The organism is Actinotalea solisilvae (assembly GCF_016464425.1).
Lineage (GTDB): Bacteria > Actinomycetota > Actinomycetes > Actinomycetales > Cellulomonadaceae > Actinotalea > Actinotalea solisilvae.
Genome location: NZ_JADDKQ010000006.1, coordinates 76,591 through 92,949, shown reverse-complemented (window position 1 = coordinate 92,949; position 16,359 = coordinate 76,591). Strand labels below are relative to the sequence as shown.

18 protein-coding genes are annotated in these 16,359 nt (G+C 73.5%); 6 read left to right on the top strand and 12 right to left on the bottom strand.

The annotated features are described in order from the left end of the window. Nucleotides 1-50: 50 nt before the first annotated feature. Complete coding sequence (locus JIG38_RS06440) at nt 51-1,391, bottom strand: DUF2254 domain-containing protein (protein ID WP_199422935.1); 1,341 nt, start codon at nt 1,389-1,391, stop codon at nt 51-53. A 157-nt stretch (nt 1,392-1,548) separates the two neighbouring features. Here JIG38_RS06440 and JIG38_RS06435 point away from each other — a divergent pair, with 157 nt between their 5' ends. The 3 genes from JIG38_RS06435 to JIG38_RS06425 all read left to right on the top strand — a co-directional run bounded on the left by JIG38_RS06435 (nt 1,549) and on the right by JIG38_RS06425 (nt 3,380). Further along, nucleotides 1,549-1,878: an STAS domain-containing protein gene (locus JIG38_RS06435; protein WP_199422934.1), complete on the top strand. Its 330-nt coding sequence runs from the start codon at nt 1,549-1,551 to the stop codon at nt 1,876-1,878. 153 nt (nt 1,879-2,031) lie between these two features. Then, the gene (locus tag JIG38_RS06430; RefSeq protein ID WP_199422933.1) at nt 2,032-2,589 is read left to right on the top strand and encodes an RNA polymerase sigma factor; all 558 of its coding nucleotides are present in this window, start codon (nt 2,032-2,034) and stop codon (nt 2,587-2,589) included. Further along, nucleotides 2,586-3,380: a hypothetical protein gene (locus JIG38_RS06425; RefSeq protein WP_199422932.1), complete on the top strand. Its 795-nt coding sequence runs from the start codon at nt 2,586-2,588 to the stop codon at nt 3,378-3,380. The genes JIG38_RS06430 and JIG38_RS06425 overlap by 4 nt, the downstream gene beginning before the upstream one ends. 16 nt (nt 3,381-3,396) lie before the next feature. Here JIG38_RS06425 and JIG38_RS06420 read toward each other — a convergent pair whose 3' ends face one another. Together JIG38_RS06420 and JIG38_RS06415 are read right to left on the bottom strand one after the other, a co-directional pair. Then, on the bottom strand, nt 3,397-3,543 hold the full coding sequence (locus tag JIG38_RS06420) for a hypothetical protein (protein ID WP_199422931.1): 147 nt from the start codon (nt 3,541-3,543) through the stop codon (nt 3,397-3,399). Between the two features lie 56 nt (nt 3,544-3,599). Further along, the gene (locus tag JIG38_RS06415) at nt 3,600-5,231 is read right to left on the bottom strand and encodes a cation:proton antiporter domain-containing protein (RefSeq protein ID WP_199422930.1); all 1,632 of its coding nucleotides are present in this window, start codon (nt 5,229-5,231) and stop codon (nt 3,600-3,602) included. Nucleotides 5,232-5,355: 124 nt separating this feature from the next. Between JIG38_RS06415 and JIG38_RS06410 the strand changes: the two genes are divergently transcribed. Beyond that, entirely contained in the window at nt 5,356-5,670 is a 315-nt protein-coding gene (locus tag JIG38_RS06410; RefSeq protein WP_233404556.1) for a substrate-binding domain-containing protein, read from the top strand. A gap of 36 nt (nt 5,671-5,706) precedes the next feature. On the opposite strand, the gene JIG38_RS06405 is transcribed toward JIG38_RS06410, so the two are convergent. Next, the gene (locus JIG38_RS06405; protein ID WP_199422928.1) at nt 5,707-6,684 is read right to left on the bottom strand and encodes a helix-turn-helix transcriptional regulator; all 978 of its coding nucleotides are present in this window, start codon (nt 6,682-6,684) and stop codon (nt 5,707-5,709) included. 81 nt (nt 6,685-6,765) lie between these two features. On the opposite strand from JIG38_RS06405, the gene JIG38_RS06400 reads away from it, so the two are divergent. Beyond that, entirely contained in the window at nt 6,766-7,485 is a 720-nt protein-coding gene (locus JIG38_RS06400; protein WP_199422927.1) for an alpha/beta fold hydrolase, read from the top strand. Nucleotides 7,486-7,492: 7 nt separating this feature from the next. Here the strand turns inward: JIG38_RS06400 and JIG38_RS06395 are convergent, their stop codons facing one another. The 8 genes from JIG38_RS06395 to JIG38_RS06360 all read right to left on the bottom strand — a co-directional run bounded on the left by JIG38_RS06395 (nt 7,493) and on the right by JIG38_RS06360 (nt 15,322). After that, nucleotides 7,493-7,804 carry a hypothetical protein gene (locus JIG38_RS06395; RefSeq protein WP_199422926.1) on the bottom strand — a complete coding sequence of 104 codons (312 nt, stop codon included), beginning with the start codon at nt 7,802-7,804 and terminating at the stop codon, nt 7,493-7,495. A gap of 116 nt (nt 7,805-7,920) precedes the next feature. Next, nucleotides 7,921-8,919 (bottom strand): class I mannose-6-phosphate isomerase, encoded by a 999-nt coding sequence (locus tag JIG38_RS06390; protein WP_199422925.1) that lies wholly within the window; start codon nt 8,917-8,919, stop codon nt 7,921-7,923. Continuing rightward, on the bottom strand, nt 8,916-9,908 hold the full coding sequence (locus JIG38_RS06385) for a DUF4432 family protein (RefSeq protein WP_199422924.1): 993 nt from the start codon (nt 9,906-9,908) through the stop codon (nt 8,916-8,918). Before JIG38_RS06385 ends, JIG38_RS06390 begins: the two co-directional genes overlap by 4 nt. Beyond that, complete coding sequence (locus tag JIG38_RS06380; RefSeq protein ID WP_199422923.1) at nt 9,905-11,116, bottom strand: ADP-dependent glucokinase/phosphofructokinase; 1,212 nt, start codon at nt 11,114-11,116, stop codon at nt 9,905-9,907. Before JIG38_RS06380 ends, JIG38_RS06385 begins: the two co-directional genes overlap by 4 nt. A gap of 46 nt (nt 11,117-11,162) precedes the next feature. Further along, the gene (locus tag JIG38_RS06375) at nt 11,163-12,029 is read right to left on the bottom strand and encodes a ketose-bisphosphate aldolase (protein WP_199422922.1); all 867 of its coding nucleotides are present in this window, start codon (nt 12,027-12,029) and stop codon (nt 11,163-11,165) included. A 58-nt stretch (nt 12,030-12,087) separates the two neighbouring features. Beyond that, complete coding sequence (locus JIG38_RS06370; RefSeq protein WP_233404555.1) at nt 12,088-12,972, bottom strand: carbohydrate ABC transporter permease; 885 nt, start codon at nt 12,970-12,972, stop codon at nt 12,088-12,090. A gap of 2 nt (nt 12,973-12,974) precedes the next feature. After that, nucleotides 12,975-13,940: a carbohydrate ABC transporter permease gene (locus tag JIG38_RS06365; protein WP_199422921.1), complete on the bottom strand. Its 966-nt coding sequence runs from the start codon at nt 13,938-13,940 to the stop codon at nt 12,975-12,977. A gap of 89 nt (nt 13,941-14,029) precedes the next feature. After that, entirely contained in the window at nt 14,030-15,322 is a 1,293-nt protein-coding gene (locus tag JIG38_RS06360) for an ABC transporter substrate-binding protein (protein ID WP_199422920.1), read from the bottom strand. A 200-nt stretch (nt 15,323-15,522) separates the two neighbouring features. Here JIG38_RS06360 and JIG38_RS06355 point away from each other — a divergent pair, with 200 nt between their 5' ends. Further along, entirely contained in the window at nt 15,523-16,335 is an 813-nt protein-coding gene (locus JIG38_RS06355) for a DeoR/GlpR family DNA-binding transcription regulator (protein ID WP_199422919.1), read from the top strand. Nucleotides 16,336-16,359: the final 24 nt, after the last annotated feature.

The following is a 16,359-nucleotide window of genomic DNA, read 5'->3' as shown; positions in this document are numbered from 1 at the left end:
GTCCGCCGCGTGGACCGCGCGGGTCGCCTTCTCCCGGTGCGCGGTACCGGTCAGACCGACATCAGCCGGGCGCGCACGGAGCCCGCGTGGTCCGCGAACGCCTGCATGTCGTGGGCGTGGTGCCCGGCACCGGCGAACGCGTCCTCGAGCAGTCCCACGTGGGTGAGCAGGCGCGTCCGCACCGCACCCGACGCGGCGCGCGTGCCGACCCGTTCCACGAGGTCGAGGGTCGAGTGCATGACCGAGGGGGCGGACGCCGCGTACCAGCGCATGCTGTCGATCACCGGGACGACGAGCTCGTCGACGCCGACGCGGGGCGCGTGGACGCGCAGCCGCCCCTCCGCGTCGAGGCGCGCGCGAGCGGGTGGGACGCGCGCAGCCAGCGCCGACAGCGCCGAGGACAGGTCGTCGAGAGCGTTGACGGCGGTGTAGGGGTCGTTCGTGCCCGGCGACAGCGCGCGGACCGCCATCTCGGTCAGCTGCTGGACCGCGAACTCGGGGTCCTGGTGGGGGGTGCGCGCGTCGGAGAGGTGCAGGGTCGCGCGCACACCGTCGGCGAGGCGGTCGTCCGCGCGCTCGGCGGGCAGGACGTGGGCGACGACGGCGTCCTGCAGCACGTACGCGCCCGGCCGGACGTCCAGGACGACGACGACGTCGTGCTCGCGGGCGAGGCGTAGCAGGTCGTCGTCGTCGAGGGACTGCAGGTAGCCGGACCGGTGGGCCGTGACCGGCGCCCCGCCGTCGGGGCGCGGCAGGTCGCGGACGCCTGGACCGGGCGCTGCCCCGGGCCCGCCGTGCACGGCGACGTCGGTGGCGTCCGGCAGGGGGTAGAGACGCTCCACCGTCGCGAGCAGCTCGTCCCGGACGCGCCCGGTCAGGGTCGTGATCTGGATGGAGTCGCTGATGTGGTGGATGAAGTAGATGAGGACGGCGACGTCGGCGACGGCGAGCAGGACCGCCGCGTTGACGGCCAGGTGCGGTACGAAGGCGTCGTCCCCCGACTCGCCGATGACCCGGATCGAGCGCAGGACCAGCAGGCTGTAGAGGAACGTGGCGACGAACACCCCGAGGACCGCCTGGTTGCCGCGGTCCGACATGAAGTTGCGGACGAGTCGAGGGCCGTAGGTGGACGACGTCAGGGCGAGCACCGCCATGGTGATCGAGAAGGTGGTGCCCGCCACCGCAAGGCTCGACGAGGCGATCGCGCCGAGGACGTCACGGCTGCCGCTCGCGCCCACCCGGTAGAGGAGCGTCCCGGCCCAGCCGGGCACGTCCAGCCCGCCCAGGCGCTCGTCGAGCGCGACCAGCCCCTCGGCGAGGACGAACGCCGCCAGGCACAGGACTGCCGGGATGAACCAGAACCGCTCGCGCAGGCGTTGGACGATGCTCACTCCCTGACAGTGCCAGGCGGCCGCGGAACCCGCCGGTCATAGGTTGGCAAAGTTCACCCCATGGGCGGGTTGTGCTCCGACGACGACCGGTGCTTGCATGGAGCCGGACCTCGGGCCTCGAAGCCCGTGCCCCAAGCCGGAGACAGGGAGGTCACCCGTGCCGGCACCCGCACCACCGACCGGTTCCATCACGACGACCCAGACGCCGGAGCGGACGATCGTCCGGCTCTCCGGCGAGATCGACGCCACCCTGAGGACGCAGGCAAGCACCGCGATGTCCCTGGTCGCGTGCCGTCACGTCCCGGTCGAGCTCGACACGTCCGACGTCACCTTCATCGACTCCACCGGGTTGTCGTTCCTCATCCAGTGCTGCACGGTCGCGCACGCCGAGGGGCTCGGCGTCTCGCTGCCCGAGCCCGCGCCGCCCGTCGCCGCGCTCATCTCGGTCGTCGGCATCGACAGCCTGTTCGCCGAGCCCCGGCAGTGACCGCCGCAGCGCCGCCACCGCCGAGGTCGAGCGGGAGACGACGTCGCCGCCCGTCCCCGGCGTGAGCACGCCGGTCACGGTGCGCTGGGCCACCTGAGCCGATCCCCGCAGCACGTGCGACACACTCGCACCCGTGGCGGACAGGTACCGGGTATGAGTCCACCTACCCGCGCTCCGGACCGGGAGCGTGCGTTCCGGTCGTTGTACACGGCCGTCTACCCGGACGCGCTCCGTTTCGCGCAGCGTCGCATCCTGCGCGAGCACGCCGAGGACGTCGTCGCCGAGGCCTTCCTCGTCGTCTGGCGCCGGTTCGATGACGTACCGCGCGCCGACGACGACGCCCGTGCCTGGGTCTTCGGCATCGTGCGGAACGTGCTGCTCAACGACCGCCGCGGCGAGCGGCGTCGGGAGGCCCTGGGCATCCGCCTCGCGGACTCGGCCACGCTCGTCGTCGACGCCCACGACGACGCCGTCGTGAGCGCCGTCGACCTCGCCGCCGCGTGGCGGCGGCTGCCCGCGGCGCACCAGGAGGTCCTCGCGCTCGCGGCGTTCGAGGGCCTCACCGCGCCGCAGGCCGGCGTCGTCCTCGGCATCTCCCCCGTCGCGGTCCGGCTCCGCCTGACGCGCGCCCGCCGGGCGCTTCGTGCCCACCTCGACCACCTGCCGCAGCGGGCCGCGACGCCCGCCCTCGCCGGAAGGACCACCCGATGACCCTCGACGACCACCTCACCGCCACGCTCCGGACGCTCGACCCCGCCGTCCGCGAGGTCGACCCGGCGAGCCCCCGCGCACGGGCCGACCTCGAGGCGATCCTCGCCACGTCCCCGTCGGGCCCCGTGTCCCTGCCGGCCCGCCGCCGGCCGACGGCCCGCCGCCTCGCCTTCGCCGGCGTGTCGGTCGCCGCGGCGACGGCCGCCTTCGTCGTCCTGCCGCCGCTGACCGGCGGCGACGCCGCCTTCGCGACGTGGACCGCAGCGCCGTCGGGCCTGTCCGCGCAGGAGCAGGCCGACGCCGGCGAGGCCTGCCGCACGCAGCAGCGCGAGGGCGCCGGCAGCGACCACCGGGCCGAGCTCGACGCAGCCGTGACGGCGATCGCCGAGCGCCGCGGCGTCTGGACGACCGTCGTCCTCGCCGGCGAGGACGGCTTCGCGGCCCTCTGCATCGCCGACGGGTCCGCGCGCCTCTTCGCCGACGCCATGGTCGGGTCGGTCGGCACGCCCGACGGCTACGCCCCGCCGGGCCTGCGCGACGTGGTCGCGACGGACCTCGGCTCGGGAACCATGGCCGCCGGCGACCTCTCGCTCGCGGCGGGCGTCGCGGGGGCCGACGTCGTCGGCATCACCTACCGGAGCGCCGAGCACGGCGAGGTGGCCGCGACCGTCGACGGCGGCCGCTTCGCGCTGTGGTTCCCCGGCGACGAGCTGCGGGACGCGTCGAGCGGCGTCGACATGGTCGTGACCTACCGCGACGGCACGACGGCGACCGCCCGCCTCAGCCTCTGACGGGCGCCGGAGCGACTCAGCGGCGGGGCGTCCGCGGGGCCGGCGGGCGGACGCCCTCGGCGCAGCAGCGTCGGCACGCGTAGACGAACCCGCCGCCCTCGTCGTCGCGCGGCACCTTCGTCGGCCGGTGGCCGAGGAGCCGGCACACGAGCGTCGACAGCACGCTCGCACCCTACGTCGGCGCCCGGCCGGGGACGGGTCGGCGCACGACGTCGGGCGTCAGCCCGTGACGAGCCCGGGGGCGGAGCCCGGCTCGTGCTCGGGTCCGGTGGGCTTGCGGTGCATGAGGACCTCCGCCGCGTGGTCCGCGAGCGCCGCTCCCGCCGAGCCGTACAGGTGGAAGACCGCGTCGGCGCCGTGCCGCTGGAGCTCGGCCACGTCGTCGTCGTACCGCGCGACCGCGGCGACGCGGCCCGTGAAGCCGGCGGCCTGGAGCCGTGCGAGCGCGATGAGATTGGCGTTGTGGAAGGGCATCGCGAGGACGACGACCTGCACCTTGCCGGCGCGCTTGACGCGCGCCCAGAACTCGAGGTCCGTCGCGTCGGCGCGCAGCACCTCGAAGCCCTCGAGCTCGAGGTCGGTGACGCGCGCCTGGTCGTGCTCCACGCCGACCACGGACAGCCCGTACTCGTCGCGCAGCCGCAGGTAGGTGGCCGAGCCGATCCGGCCGAGGCCGAGCACGAGCGCGTCGGCCTCGCCCACGTCGACGAGACGGTCGTCGGGGTGCAGCTGGTAGGTGCTGTGGTGCGGGAGCAGGCGCACCATGCGGGTCGCGAGCTCGACGCCGCGGCGGTTGACCAGCGCGGACACCGCGAAGCTGAAGGCGACGGCGAGCGAGACCACCAGCACCCAGCTCTCGCTCAGCAGCCCGACGGTCGCGCCGACCGAGGCGACGATGATGCCGAACTCCGAGAAGTTCGCGAGCACGAGCCCGGCGAGGAACGCCGTGCGCCGGCGCAGGCGCATGGCCCACAGGAGCACGGCGTAGAACGCCACCTGGAGCGGCAGCACGGCGAGCAGCGCGGCGGCGAGCAGCACCTCCTCGAGCCCCGGTCGCCCGTGCAGGCCGATCTGCAGGAAGAACGCGACGAGCATGAGGTCCTTGAACGTCATGAGGGACCGCGAGAGCTCACCCGCGCTCGGGTGCTTCGCGAGCAGCAGCCCCATGACGAGCGCGCCGAGCTGACCGTCGACGCCCACCGCCTCGAACAGGCCCCAGCCGAGCGCCACCGCGACGGTCACGCCGAACAGCGCCTGGAGCTCGCCATGCCCGATCCGGTCCCAGATCCGGTGCAGCGGCCACGCCGCGGGCAGCAGGAGCACGAGCGCGAGCGCCCACGGGCTCGGCGCCTCGCCGCCCGCGAGCGCCATGAAGATCACCGCCGCGATGTCCTGCATGACGAGGAGGCCGACGGCGATCCGGCCGTAGAGCGAGGTCGCGTCCGACCGGTCCTCGAGGACCTTGACGACGAAGACCGTCGACGAGAACGACAGGGCGAAGCCGACGAGCGCGAGGGCCCCGACGGGCTCGTCCGCGACGAGCCCGTGCCCGGCGACGGCGAGCAGCCCGAGGAAGCCCATGCCGACCGCGGTCGACAGGACGAGGTGGACGCTCGTCGTCAGCCAGATCTCGCGGCGCAGCAGCGTGCGCGCGTCGAACTTCAGCCCGATCGCGAACAGCAGGAGCACGACGCCGACCTCGGCGACCTGCTCGAGCCCGGCCGGCTCGGGCGCGCCGAGCGCCCCGAGCGCGAAGCCCGCGGCGAGGTAGCCGACGAGCGGCGGCAGGCGCACCGCGACGGCGAGCAGACCGCCGACCACAGCCCCGACGAGGTAGAGACCGAGCTCCATGGGTCCTCCTCCCGGTGGCGCGCCATTCTCTCGCGGCGGGACGTCGCGCGGAACTCGCGGTGCTCCCGAGCTCGTGCGTCACGTGGGCTTCTCGGTCGAGGCGGGCCGGACCCACGGACGGGAGATGCTCTCGCTCCCCCAGCCACCGACCGCGGTGGTCGCGGGGAACGACGAGATCGCCGTCGGCGTGGTCGCCGTCGCGCGGGAGCTGGGCGTCGCCGTGCCGACGAGGCTGAGCGTGGTCGGCTTCGACGACACGCCCCAGGCGGCCTGGACGTCCCCGCCGCTCACGTCGGTGCACCAGCCCCTCACCGGGATGGGGCGGATGGCCGTCGAGACCGTGCTCGGCATGGCGGCGGGCGGCGAGCCCGCGTCCCGGCACGTCCAGCTCGCGACGCACCTGGTGGTCCGGGGGTCGACGGCGCCGCCCGGCGGCTGACGAGCCGGCCGCGGCCCCGGGAGCCGCGGCCGCCGGTCAACGTCCCGGTACCGTCGCCCGACCCACGGCGGCCGTCAGGCGCGCGGCCAGCTCGCCGACCGCCCCGCGCAGCTCGGGCCCGCCCTCGACGCGGAACGGCAGCGGGATCGCGGCGAGCCACTCGCCCGCGTACATGACCGGGTTGGCGGTGGTGCCCACGAGGGCGCACCGGGCGCCGTCGTCCAGGGGGTCGAGGCGGCCCATGGGCGGCCGGACGTACCGCGCGACGACGTCGGCCGGGGCGTCGAAGACGACCCGGGTCGCGTAGGGCCAGCCGCGCCCGAGGTGCTCCTCGAGGAGGGCGACGGGGTTGAGGTCGTCCGGGGCGCGGAAGCGGTCCTGCCGCGGTTCGACCGCGGCGATCCGGTCGACGCGGTAGGCACGCACGGCGTCCGTCCGGTGCGCGTGGCACAGCAGGTACCAGCGCCCGTGCCGCACGACGACGGCCCACGGGTCGACCTCGCCGCGCCACGACGCGCCGGACGCCGAGCGGTAGTCGACCGCGACGCGTCGCTGGTCGCCGACGGCCTCGACGAGCGCGCTCGTGATGTCGGGGTCAGGACGGTCCGCGCGCCGGTCCGGGGCCGCCGCGGCGAACCGGCGCACCGTCGCCGCCTGCCTGCCGACGCCCTCGGGCATGGCGCGGATGACCTTGCCGAGCGCCGCGCCGACCGGGTCCTGCGGGTCCGCGGCCGCGTGGTGGCCGTCGAGGACGGCCATGACGAGTCCCAGCGCCTCCGACGCCGTGAAGACGACCGGCGGCAGGCGTACGCCGCGCCCGAGCCGGTAGCCGCCGTAGCGCCCCCGCGCCGCCTCGACAGGGATGCCGGCCTCGCGCAGCAGGGAGACGTAGCGCCGGGCGGCGCGCTCAGTGACGTCGAGCTCGTCCGCGATCTCCTGCGCCGTCACGCCAGGACGGTGCTGCAGGAGGTCCAGGGTGCGCAGGGCGCGGGCGGTCGGTCGCAGGTCCGTCACGCGCCGACGCTAGTGCGGACGCGGATCGTCCGGAACCCCTCCTACGGTGGCCGCGACACCCCCGGAGGACGGAGATCGACCATGGACATCCTGCTCGTCGGCGGCCTGTGGCTGGACGCCTCGACCTGGGACGACGTCGTCGGGCCGCTCGCGGAGCGCGGGCACCGCGCCGTGCCCGTCGCCCTGCCGGGCCAGGGTGACGGCGACGCGTCGGCCACGCTCGCCGACCAGGTGGCTGCCGTCGTCGCGGCGGTGGACGCGGCCGAGGGCCGACCGTGGGTGGTCGGCCACTCGGCGGCGGCGACCCTCGCCTGGCTCGCGGCGGACGCGCGCCCCGACCGCGTCGCGGGCGTCCTCCTGGTCGGCGGGTTCCCGTCGGCCGACGGCGACCGCTACGCGGACTTCTTCCCCGTCGAGGACGGCGTCATGGCCTTCCCCGGGTGGGAGCCGTTCGAGGGCGCCGACGCGGCAGACCTCGACGACGCCGCGCGCGGCGCGTTCGAGGAGCGCGCCGTCCCGGTGCCGGAGGCGGTCGCGCGCGGCGTGGTGCGGCTCGCCGACGACCGGCGGTACGACGTGCCGGTCGTGCTCGTGTGCCCGGAGTTCACGCCCGAGCACGCGCAGGCGTGGGTCGCGGCCGGCGACCTGCCCGAGCTCGCGCGCGCGACGCACGTCACGTACGCGGACCTCGACAGCGGCCACTGGCCGATGCTCACGGCGCCCGCCGCTCTCGCCCGGGTGCTCGCGGACGCCGTCGGCGCTGTCCCCACCGCCGGCGGCGCGTCGCGGTCGGACGGCTAGACCGCGGTCACCTGTCGACGAGGTCCACGAGGCGCCAGCCCGCGCCGAGCGGCGAGACGCCCGCGGGGAGGTCGGCGTCGTCGACGACGACGTTCGTCCCGGTCCCGGACACCTTCTCCCAGCGGCTGCCGAACGCGTGGTCCACGGCGAGGCCGGGCGGCTCCGGGGCGAGGGTGGCGTCCTCGAGGACCTCGGTGACGCCGCTCGCGTCGTCGGCGGTCCAGTACAGCGTGGCGTGGGGGCGGTAGCTCGCCCACTCCCACTTCCACCTGCGCTGGACCAGCTCCCAGTGGCAGAGGGTCTCCGTCGGCTCGGGCATGGGTGCCACCTCCTCCGTGCGCGCCGTCGCGCACGCTCTCCTCGATCCTGGCACCGCCCCACCCCCTCCGGGGAGGGGACGTCGGTCCCTGGTGCGAGGACCCCGGCCGACGTCGGCTACCGGCCGGCCCGGGGCGCGGGCGGGCGGCAGACCAGCACGTGGAGGTCGTCGCCCACGACCGTCGCCGGTCCCCCGGCGGCGGGTACCAGGACGGTCCCGCCGCGACGCAGAGGGACCGCCGCGCCGTCCGTCGCGAGCTCGCCCGCGCCGTCGACCACGACGAGGACCGCGAAGCCCGGCTCGAGCGTGCGCCCGCCCCGCCACCGCTCGACGCGGAAGAACGCCGCGGCGTCCGGCAGCAGGTCGCCGGTGTCCGCGGCCGTCGCGCCGCGCAGCCGGGCGACCGCCTCGGCCGACCAGCCGCGCCGGTCGACGGCGGCGAGGGCGCGGTCGAAGCCCAGGCCCAGGTGACCGTCGGCGCGGCCGTCGATCGCGAAGCCCGACCACTCGAGCAGGATCGACAGGTCGGTCGGCTCCTGGAGCTCGACGACGAACGCGCCCTCGCCGATCGCGTGCGGCAGGCCGGCAGGGACGAGCACGGCGTCCCCGGCGGCGAGCTCGAGCGCGTGCATCGCGCCGAGCATCGCCTCCGTCGACTGCGCGGCCACCCAGGACGCGAGCTCCTCGGCGCCGATGTCGCGCGTGAAGCCGAGGTGGACCGTCGCGGGCTCGAGGACCACCCAGGCCTCGGTCTTGCCGTGGGCGAGGCCGAGGTGCGCCTCGGCGAAGGGGACGTCGGGGTGCACGTGCACCGGCAGCCGCTGGCCGGCGTCGAGCAGCTTGACCAGCAGCGCCGGGTCGTCGCCGTACGCCGCCACGTGCTCGGCGCCCAGCCACGCGACCGGGTCCGCCGCGATGGCGTCCCGCAGCAGGCCGCCGTCGGGCAGCACGGTGAGGCCGACGGGCGCGTGCCCGTGCACGGGGGTCGACGACGCGACCCAGTCCTCGGGCTCGTGGCTCGCGACGCGACCGGTCCCCCGGAACTCCACGATCTGCCGCCCGCCCTCGTAGAAGCGGTCGGCGGGCTGGTTGGCGGGCAGGGTGATGGGCCTCATGCGACTCCTTCGCGGGTGGGCCCGACGGCGATCCGCACGCCGGTGCGCCAGGTCTCGCCCGGCTCGAGCACGGGCGCGCCGGCGTGGGGCAGGTCGCGCTCGGGTCCGAAGAGCGGGGCGTTGCAGGGCTCGACGCCGAGCACGTACGCGCCGCGCGCCGGCCAGCTCCACGTGCACAGCCGCGGCAGGGTCGCCCCGGTCCAGGTGACGACGACGTCGGGGTGCTGCGCGTCGCCGACGAGCGTCGCGCGCGCGGCACGTACGCGGTGCTCGGCGACCACGGGCGCCAGCCCGGGCGCAGGCGCGGGCGTGACGAGCGGGTCGCGCCCGGCCGGCAGGGGCTCGCGCACGACGGCGTCGTCGGCGTCGAGCTCGAGGCGCGCGCCCGGGCGGACGAGCGGGGCGCCGAGGTTGACGTGGTAGAGCAGCGGGACGCCGACGGGCTCGTCGCCCACGTTCCGGACGACGTCGGCCACCTCGACCGCCGCGGTGCCCGTGGACGCGACGACCTCGCGCTCGACGACGACCCGCGGCCCGTCGAAGGTGGTGTGCGCTACGAGGCCGCTGACGCGCACCTCCACGCGGCCGTCGACCACCCGCCGCGACCAGTGCACGTCCGTCGCGGGCGTGAGGTGGTGCGTCCCGTGCTGCCCCGAGGTGCCGCGCGGCGGCCCGATGTTGTCCGGGCCGCACGTCGCGAGCAGGCCGCCCAGGAAGCGCTGCTCCCAGCCGTGCCCCGGACCCGGGTCGACCGGGTGCATCGAGCGCCACGCGAGGGGCGTGGACCCCCACCACGCCGCGCCGAGGTCGAGCCCGCGGTCGGGCAGGACGTCGAACGTGAGGCCGCCGGCGAGCCGGACGGCGATCGCGCGACGCCCGTCGGTGCGCGTCACCTCGTCGACCACGGCGAGCGCCTCGGGCAGCGGCACGCGGCCGTCGTCGAGCAGGTCCGCCCAGCCGGCGTACCGGCTCGTGCCAGGTCCGCTCACGCCGCGTCCTCGACACCGCGGCCGCGGTCGAGGGCGGCGAGGAAGCCGCCGACGAAGGTGTCGCCGAGCCCGATCGTCGTCGGCGCGGGGACCGCGGTGAGGTCGAGCGCGGGCACGGCCGTCGCGTCGGGCCCGAGCAGCCGGGCGATCGCGTCGGCGAGCGCCGTCGCGCCGGGGCCGGGGGCCATCGCCGCGGTGGCGGCGTAGTCCTCCGCGGTGAACCCGTCGCCGAGCCGGTAGCGCGTGCTCGCCATGACGATGCCTCCGCGGAGCGCCGGGCGGAGCGCCGTCGCCCGCTCCCCCACGGCGAGCGCCCAGTGCTGGGTGTGGACGACCAGGGTCGGCGCCGGGACGAGGCGACGCAGCTCGGTCACGGCCCCGGCGACCGCGTCCGCGTCGAGCAGGTCGACGCGCCGCCCGAGGTACGCCTGCATCTCGTCCTCGTTGAGGCTGTAGACGTCGACGACGCCGGCCATCTCGTCGCGGACGCGCAGGCTGAGCGCGGGCACGTGGAAGCCTGCGTCCTCGAACATCACGAGCGCGCCGTCGGGCAGCGAGCGCATGGCCCGGCGCACCGTCGCGAGGCGGTCGTCGAGCGTGGCCGGGTCCTGGATGACGTTGAACGACGAGAGGAGGAAGACGTCGGCCGAGGCCAGGGCGTCGGGCAGGTCGTCGGCGATCCGCAGCTCGCGGTGCGGCGGGTCGTTGGCGTAGATGATCCGGTTGGGCCGCGGGGCGACGATCTCGACGTCGCCCAGCCGCACCCGGGCGCCCGCGGGGTACTGGACGATGAGGTGCGGGTCGAGCGTGTCCTCGCGGGCGCTCGAGACGTAGGCGACCGCGGTGGGCAGCAGCCGGCGCACGTGGTCGTCCATCGAGACGAGGTGCAGCGTGCTCGGGACGCCCAGCACGTCCATCGCGATCGCCGCGCGCACGCACGTCCCGCCCAGGGTGACCGCCGTCTCGAACCGCGTCGCGACCGCCGCGACGATGTCGGAGGAGGCGACGAAGCGCTCTCCCCCGACACCGTCGCGCACGAACGCGAGCAGGCTCCGCACGAGGTCGCGGACCGAGTCGACCGGGGCGTCGAGGTCGAGGTCGTCGGCCCCCACGCCGTGCTCGGCGGCGAGCCGCTCGAGCACGGCGGGGTCCCACCGGATCTCGTAGTCGACCGTCCCACCCATGCCCAGCACGAACCTCGTGCCCATCGACGTCTGCTCCCTCGCGTGCGTGCGTGCGGCGTGCGTGCGGCCGTCAGTACAGGTCGGCCTTGCCGGCGGCGTCGAAGAGGTGGATCTTCTGCGCCGCGACCTCCTGCATCGCCGCGATCGCGGGCGGCTGGATGAGCAGGGGCTCGCGCAGCGTGGTGTCCGCGAGGACCTCGCGCATCTTGTCGTGGTACGCGACCTTGATGTCGCTCGAGATGTTGATCTTGTTGACGCCGAGCTTGACCGCCTGGCCGATCTCGTCGTCCGGGTTGCCCGAGCCGCCGTGCAGCACCAGCGGGATCGGCAGCAGCTCCTTGATCTCGCGCAGCAGGTCGAGCTTGAGCTCGGGCTTCATGTGCTTGGGGTAGAGCCCGTGGGCGGTGCCGATCGCGACGGCGAGGCTGTCGATGCCCGTGCGCTCGACGTACTCCACCGCCTGCTGCGGGTCGGTGTAGGTGATCGCCGAGACCGCCACGCCCTCCTCGGCCTGCTCGTCGAGCTTGCCGATGGTGCCCAGCTCGCCCTCGACCGAGACGCCGACGGCGTGCGCGGTGTCGACGACCTTCTTCGTCACCGCGACGTTGTCCTCGAACGGCTGCATGGAGGCGTCGATCATCGCCGACGTGAAGCCGTACTGGATCGCCTCGAGCACCTGCTCGTAGGAGCCGCCGTGGTCCCAGTGGATCACGACCGGCACCGACGACCGGTGGGCCCGCTGGATGAGGGCGGGGAGCGCGTCGCGCCCGAGGTGGGCGACCTCGTCGGGGTGGATGGCGATCATCAGGGGGGCGCGCAGCTTCTCGCTGATCTCGAAGATGCCCTGGGCCATCGCCCAGTCGCTGATGTTGAACGCGGGGACGGCGAAGGAGTTCTCGTTCGCGACCGCCAGCAGGTTCTTGCCACTCGTGAGCATGGTGAAGTCTTCTCTCTGTACGTCTGCGGGTGCTTCTTCGGTACGTTTCGGAACGGATTCAGATCTTGACGGCGCCGGCAGTCATCCCCCCGATGAAATATCTCTGGAAGAAGAGGAACAGCAGCAGCACCGGGACGCACCCGAGAATGCTCATCGCCATCATCTCGTTCCATTCGTACGAGTGCTGGCCCATGAGCAGCTGGATGCCGATCGGCACGGTGCGCATGTCCTCGGTCCGGGTCAGCGTCAGCGCGAAGAGGAACTCGTTCCACGCGATCATGAACGTGTAGACGCCCACGGAGACCAGGCCGGGCACGGAGATCGGGACGAGGATGCGCCACAGGGCCGTCATGGGGCCTGCGCCGTCGACCTTGACGGCCTCGTCGAGCTCCTTGGGAAGGGTGTTGAAGTAGCCCGTCATCATGATGATCGCGTAGGGCAGCGTGAACACCATGTAGGTGAGGATCAGGCCCTGGTAGGTGTTGTAGAGACGCAGCCCGACCATGAGCCCGAAGTAGGGGATGAGGAGCGTGATCGGCGGCACCGCCTGCACGGACACGACGACGACGTTGATGATCCGCTTCCCGCGGAACTCGTAGCGGCTGAACGCGTACGCCGCGTGCACCGCCACGACGAGCGTCAGGAGCGTCACCGAGAGGGCGACCACGTAGCTGTTCGCGAAGAAGCGCAGCTTCACCGGGTCGGTGAGGATCGTCGTGTACGCGTCGAAGGAGAATCCCGGCGTGACGAGCCTCGGCGGGAACGCGAAGATCTCGGAGTTGCTCTTGAAGGAGCTCGCGAGCATCCACAGCACGGGCAGCGCCGAGAAGCAGCCGCCCAGGAAGAGCGTGACGATCAGCGCGACCTTCTTCCCGGTGTGCTTCGGCGGGACGCGCGTCGGTGCGGGCTCGGCGATGATCGCGGGGTCGGCGAGAGCGGTCATGGTCAGTCCCTCGACTTCTGGTGCCGGACGTAGAAGAACGCGAGCACCATCGACATGAGGAGCACCAGCACCGCGGCGGCGGAGGCGACCGAGAAGTCGTAGCGGGTGAACGCGAGCTTGTACGTGAAGGTGGACAGGACCTCGGTCGCGTCGATCGGGCCGCCGCCGGTCGTCATCCAGATGAGCGCGAACTGCTGCGTCGTCCAGATGAAGTCCAGCAGGGCCATCGAGATGATGATCGGCTTGAGCTGCGGGAGGGTGACGTGGCGGAACTGCTTCCACGCGCCGGCGCCGTCGACGCGGGCGGCCTCGTAGAGCTCGCGCGGGATGCCCTGCAGGCCGGCGAGCAGCGAGATCATGAAGAACGGGTAGCCGGACCAGATGTTGATGAAGGTCACGGCCGCGAGGGCGGTGGACGGGCTCGCGAGCCACTCCGTCGAGCCGTCCGTGAGGCCGACGGCGCCGAGCACGTAGTTGACGACGCCGTTCGGGCTGAGCAGCAGGCGCCAGAGCACCGCGACGATCGCGACCGTGAAGAGCCACGGCAGGATGTAGATGACGCGGAAGAGGCCCTTGATGCGGTCGCCCAGGAGGGGCGAGTTGAGCATGAGCGCGAAGCCGAGGCCGATCCCGAAGTGCACGACCACCGACGTCAGCGTGAAGACGAGCGTGTTCCGCACCGCGGTGACGAACACCGGGTCGGTAAGGACCTCGACGTAGTTCTCGAAGCCGATGAACGCCGGGTTCTTGTTCGTGATCACGCCGTCGAGCAGCGAGTAGCTGATCACCATGATGATCGGCGTCACCATGAGGATGACGAGCAGGACGCCGGTGGGGGTGAGGAACCCGTAGGGCGTCAGCCGCCGCTTGAGCTGCGACACCTTCCGGGCGCGGGCGCCGTCGTCGTCCGCGGGCCGGGGCTGCGGCGCCCGGTGCACGCGCGGCGGCGGGCTGGTGAGCTGGGACATGAGGGTCTCTCTTCGCTGGCTGGTGGCGCCGGGGCGGGCTCGTCGCGCGAGGCCCGCACCCGGCACCACCCGGGGTCGAGGACGCAGGCCTAGAACTCGCTCTCCCACTTCTCCTGCGCCGCGGCGAGCGCGTCGTCCATCGACTGCTGGCCGTCGAGGGCCCGCTGGAACTCCTCGCCGAAGTCGCGCATGAGCTGCTCGGCGACGGGGAGACCGGTGAACTCGTTGGCCGGGAAGCCCGACTGGTAGATCTCGAAGGCGGTGCCGAAGAGCTCGTCCTCCTCGACGAAGTCCGGCACCGAGCCGACGTTGCCCGGGAACGCGTTGGCGATCGAGGACAGCTCGCTGTTGACCTCCTCGCTCATGAGGAACTCGACGAGCTTGAAGGCCTCCTCCTTGTGCTCCGAGTTCTCGGCCACGCCGATGCCCCACGACGCGTAGGGGATGCCGCGCTCGCCGTCGTACCCGTCCTCGGCCGGGATCGCGGAGATGCTGAAGTCGAGGTCGGGGTTGGACTCGCGGATGAGGTTCACGTGCGCGAGGGAGTCGATCATCATGCCCACGCGGCCGTTGGTGAACTCCTCGACCTTGTCCTGCTCCTTCATGGTGAAGGCCCCGGGCGCGATGACGCCGTCGTCCCACATGCCCTGGATGAACTCGGTCGCGCTCGAGACGTCCTCGTTGTCGACGAGGGCCGGCTGGCCCTCCTCGAGCATCGAGCCGCCCGAGGCCCAGACCCACGACATGACGTCGTTCTGGATGCCGTTGGGCGCCTCGAGCGACAGCGGCAGGATCCAGCCGTACGTCTCGCCCGAGGTCACGGCCGACGCCGCCTCGGCGAACTCCGTCCGCGTCTCCGGCGGGGCGGTGACGCCCGCCTCGGCGAGCAGCGCGTCGTTGGTGAACATCGGGTAGACGAAGTTGACGACGGGGATCATGTACGTCGCGTCGTCGACCTGGACCTGGCTCGCGAGCTCGCTGTCGTCGTAGCCGACCTCGTCCATGAGGGCCGTGAGGTCGGCGATCGCGCCCTGCTGGGCGAAGTCGCTCACCCACGCGCCGTCGAGGCCGACGACGTCGGACATGGTGCCGGCAGCGGCACCGGCCACGACCTGCTCCTTGGTCGAGGCGTAGGGCCCGGAGAGCAGCTCGACGGTGATGCCGGGGTTCTCCTCCTCGAACCGGTCCATCAGCTCGCGGAAGGCACCGTCCGGGAGCTCCGGCTCCCACCACTGCGAGAACTCGAGGGTGACCTCGCCACCCTCGGCGGTGTCGCCACCCGTGGCGTCCCCGGCGTCCTGTGCCCCCGAGCAGCCGGTCAGTGCGAGTGCTGCAGCTCCGGTGACGGCGACGAAGCGTCCGACGTAAGCGCCCTTGCTCATGACTCTCCTTCTGGGCTCTGCCGCTTCCTGCGCTTCGCTGCGCACTCTTGCGGGTTTCTGCAACCTAATCCGGGAATCGAGCGGTGTCAACGCCCTCTCAGCACCCGGTGCGACCCGCAGCGCGCACAGTCGCCGCCACCGATCCGAGATGGCCGATGCGGTTTCTTGCATGAAGTCGCATCGTCGGCTTCACTTCTCGCATGTCCACGACGATCGACGGGTCCGCGCGCCGCCTGCCGGCCGGCCGCAAGGCCGAGCTCGCGGCGTACGTCGCCGACTCCGGCCAGGTGACGGTCGCCCACCTCGCCGAGCGGTTCGACGTGTCGCCCGACACGATCCGGCGCGACCTCGACCAGCTCGACGCCGAGGGCGTGCTCATCCGCACGCACGGGGGCGCCATCAGCCCGCAGGCCGTGCCACGGCCCGACACGGGCGTCGACGTCCGGCTGCGCATGCAGACGCAGGCGAAGGACCAGATCGGTGCGCTCGCCGCGACCCTCGTCCCGGACGGCGCCGCCATCATGATCAACGCGGGCACGACGACGCTCGCCACGGCCCGTCACCTCGCCGAGCACCGCGACCTCACGATCGCGACGAACTCGCTCCGTCTCGCGACCGAGCTCAGCCCGGCGGCGTTCCGCGACCTCTACGTGTTCGGCGGCGTGGTCCGCGTCAGCGCGCAGGGCACGGTCGGGGCGGTCGCCTTCCCGGTGCAGAGCGGCGCGGACCGCGAGATCCGCTGCGACCTCGCGCTCATCGGCGTCGGCGCCGTCTCGGCGGACGCGGGGTACTCGACGAGCAACCTCGGCGAGGCGGCGATGATGCGCGAGATGATGGACCGCTCCACGCGCGTCGCCGTGCTCGCCGACTCGACCAAGTTCGGGCGGCGGCTCTTCGCGCAGATCGCGGAGCTGGGCCGTGCGGACTACCTCGTGACCGATGCCGCGCCACCCGCGGACCTCGCCGAGGCGCTGCGCGCGGCCGACGTCGAGGTCCTCACGCCCGAGCCCTGACCCCGGCCCGCTGGCGGCCCGCGG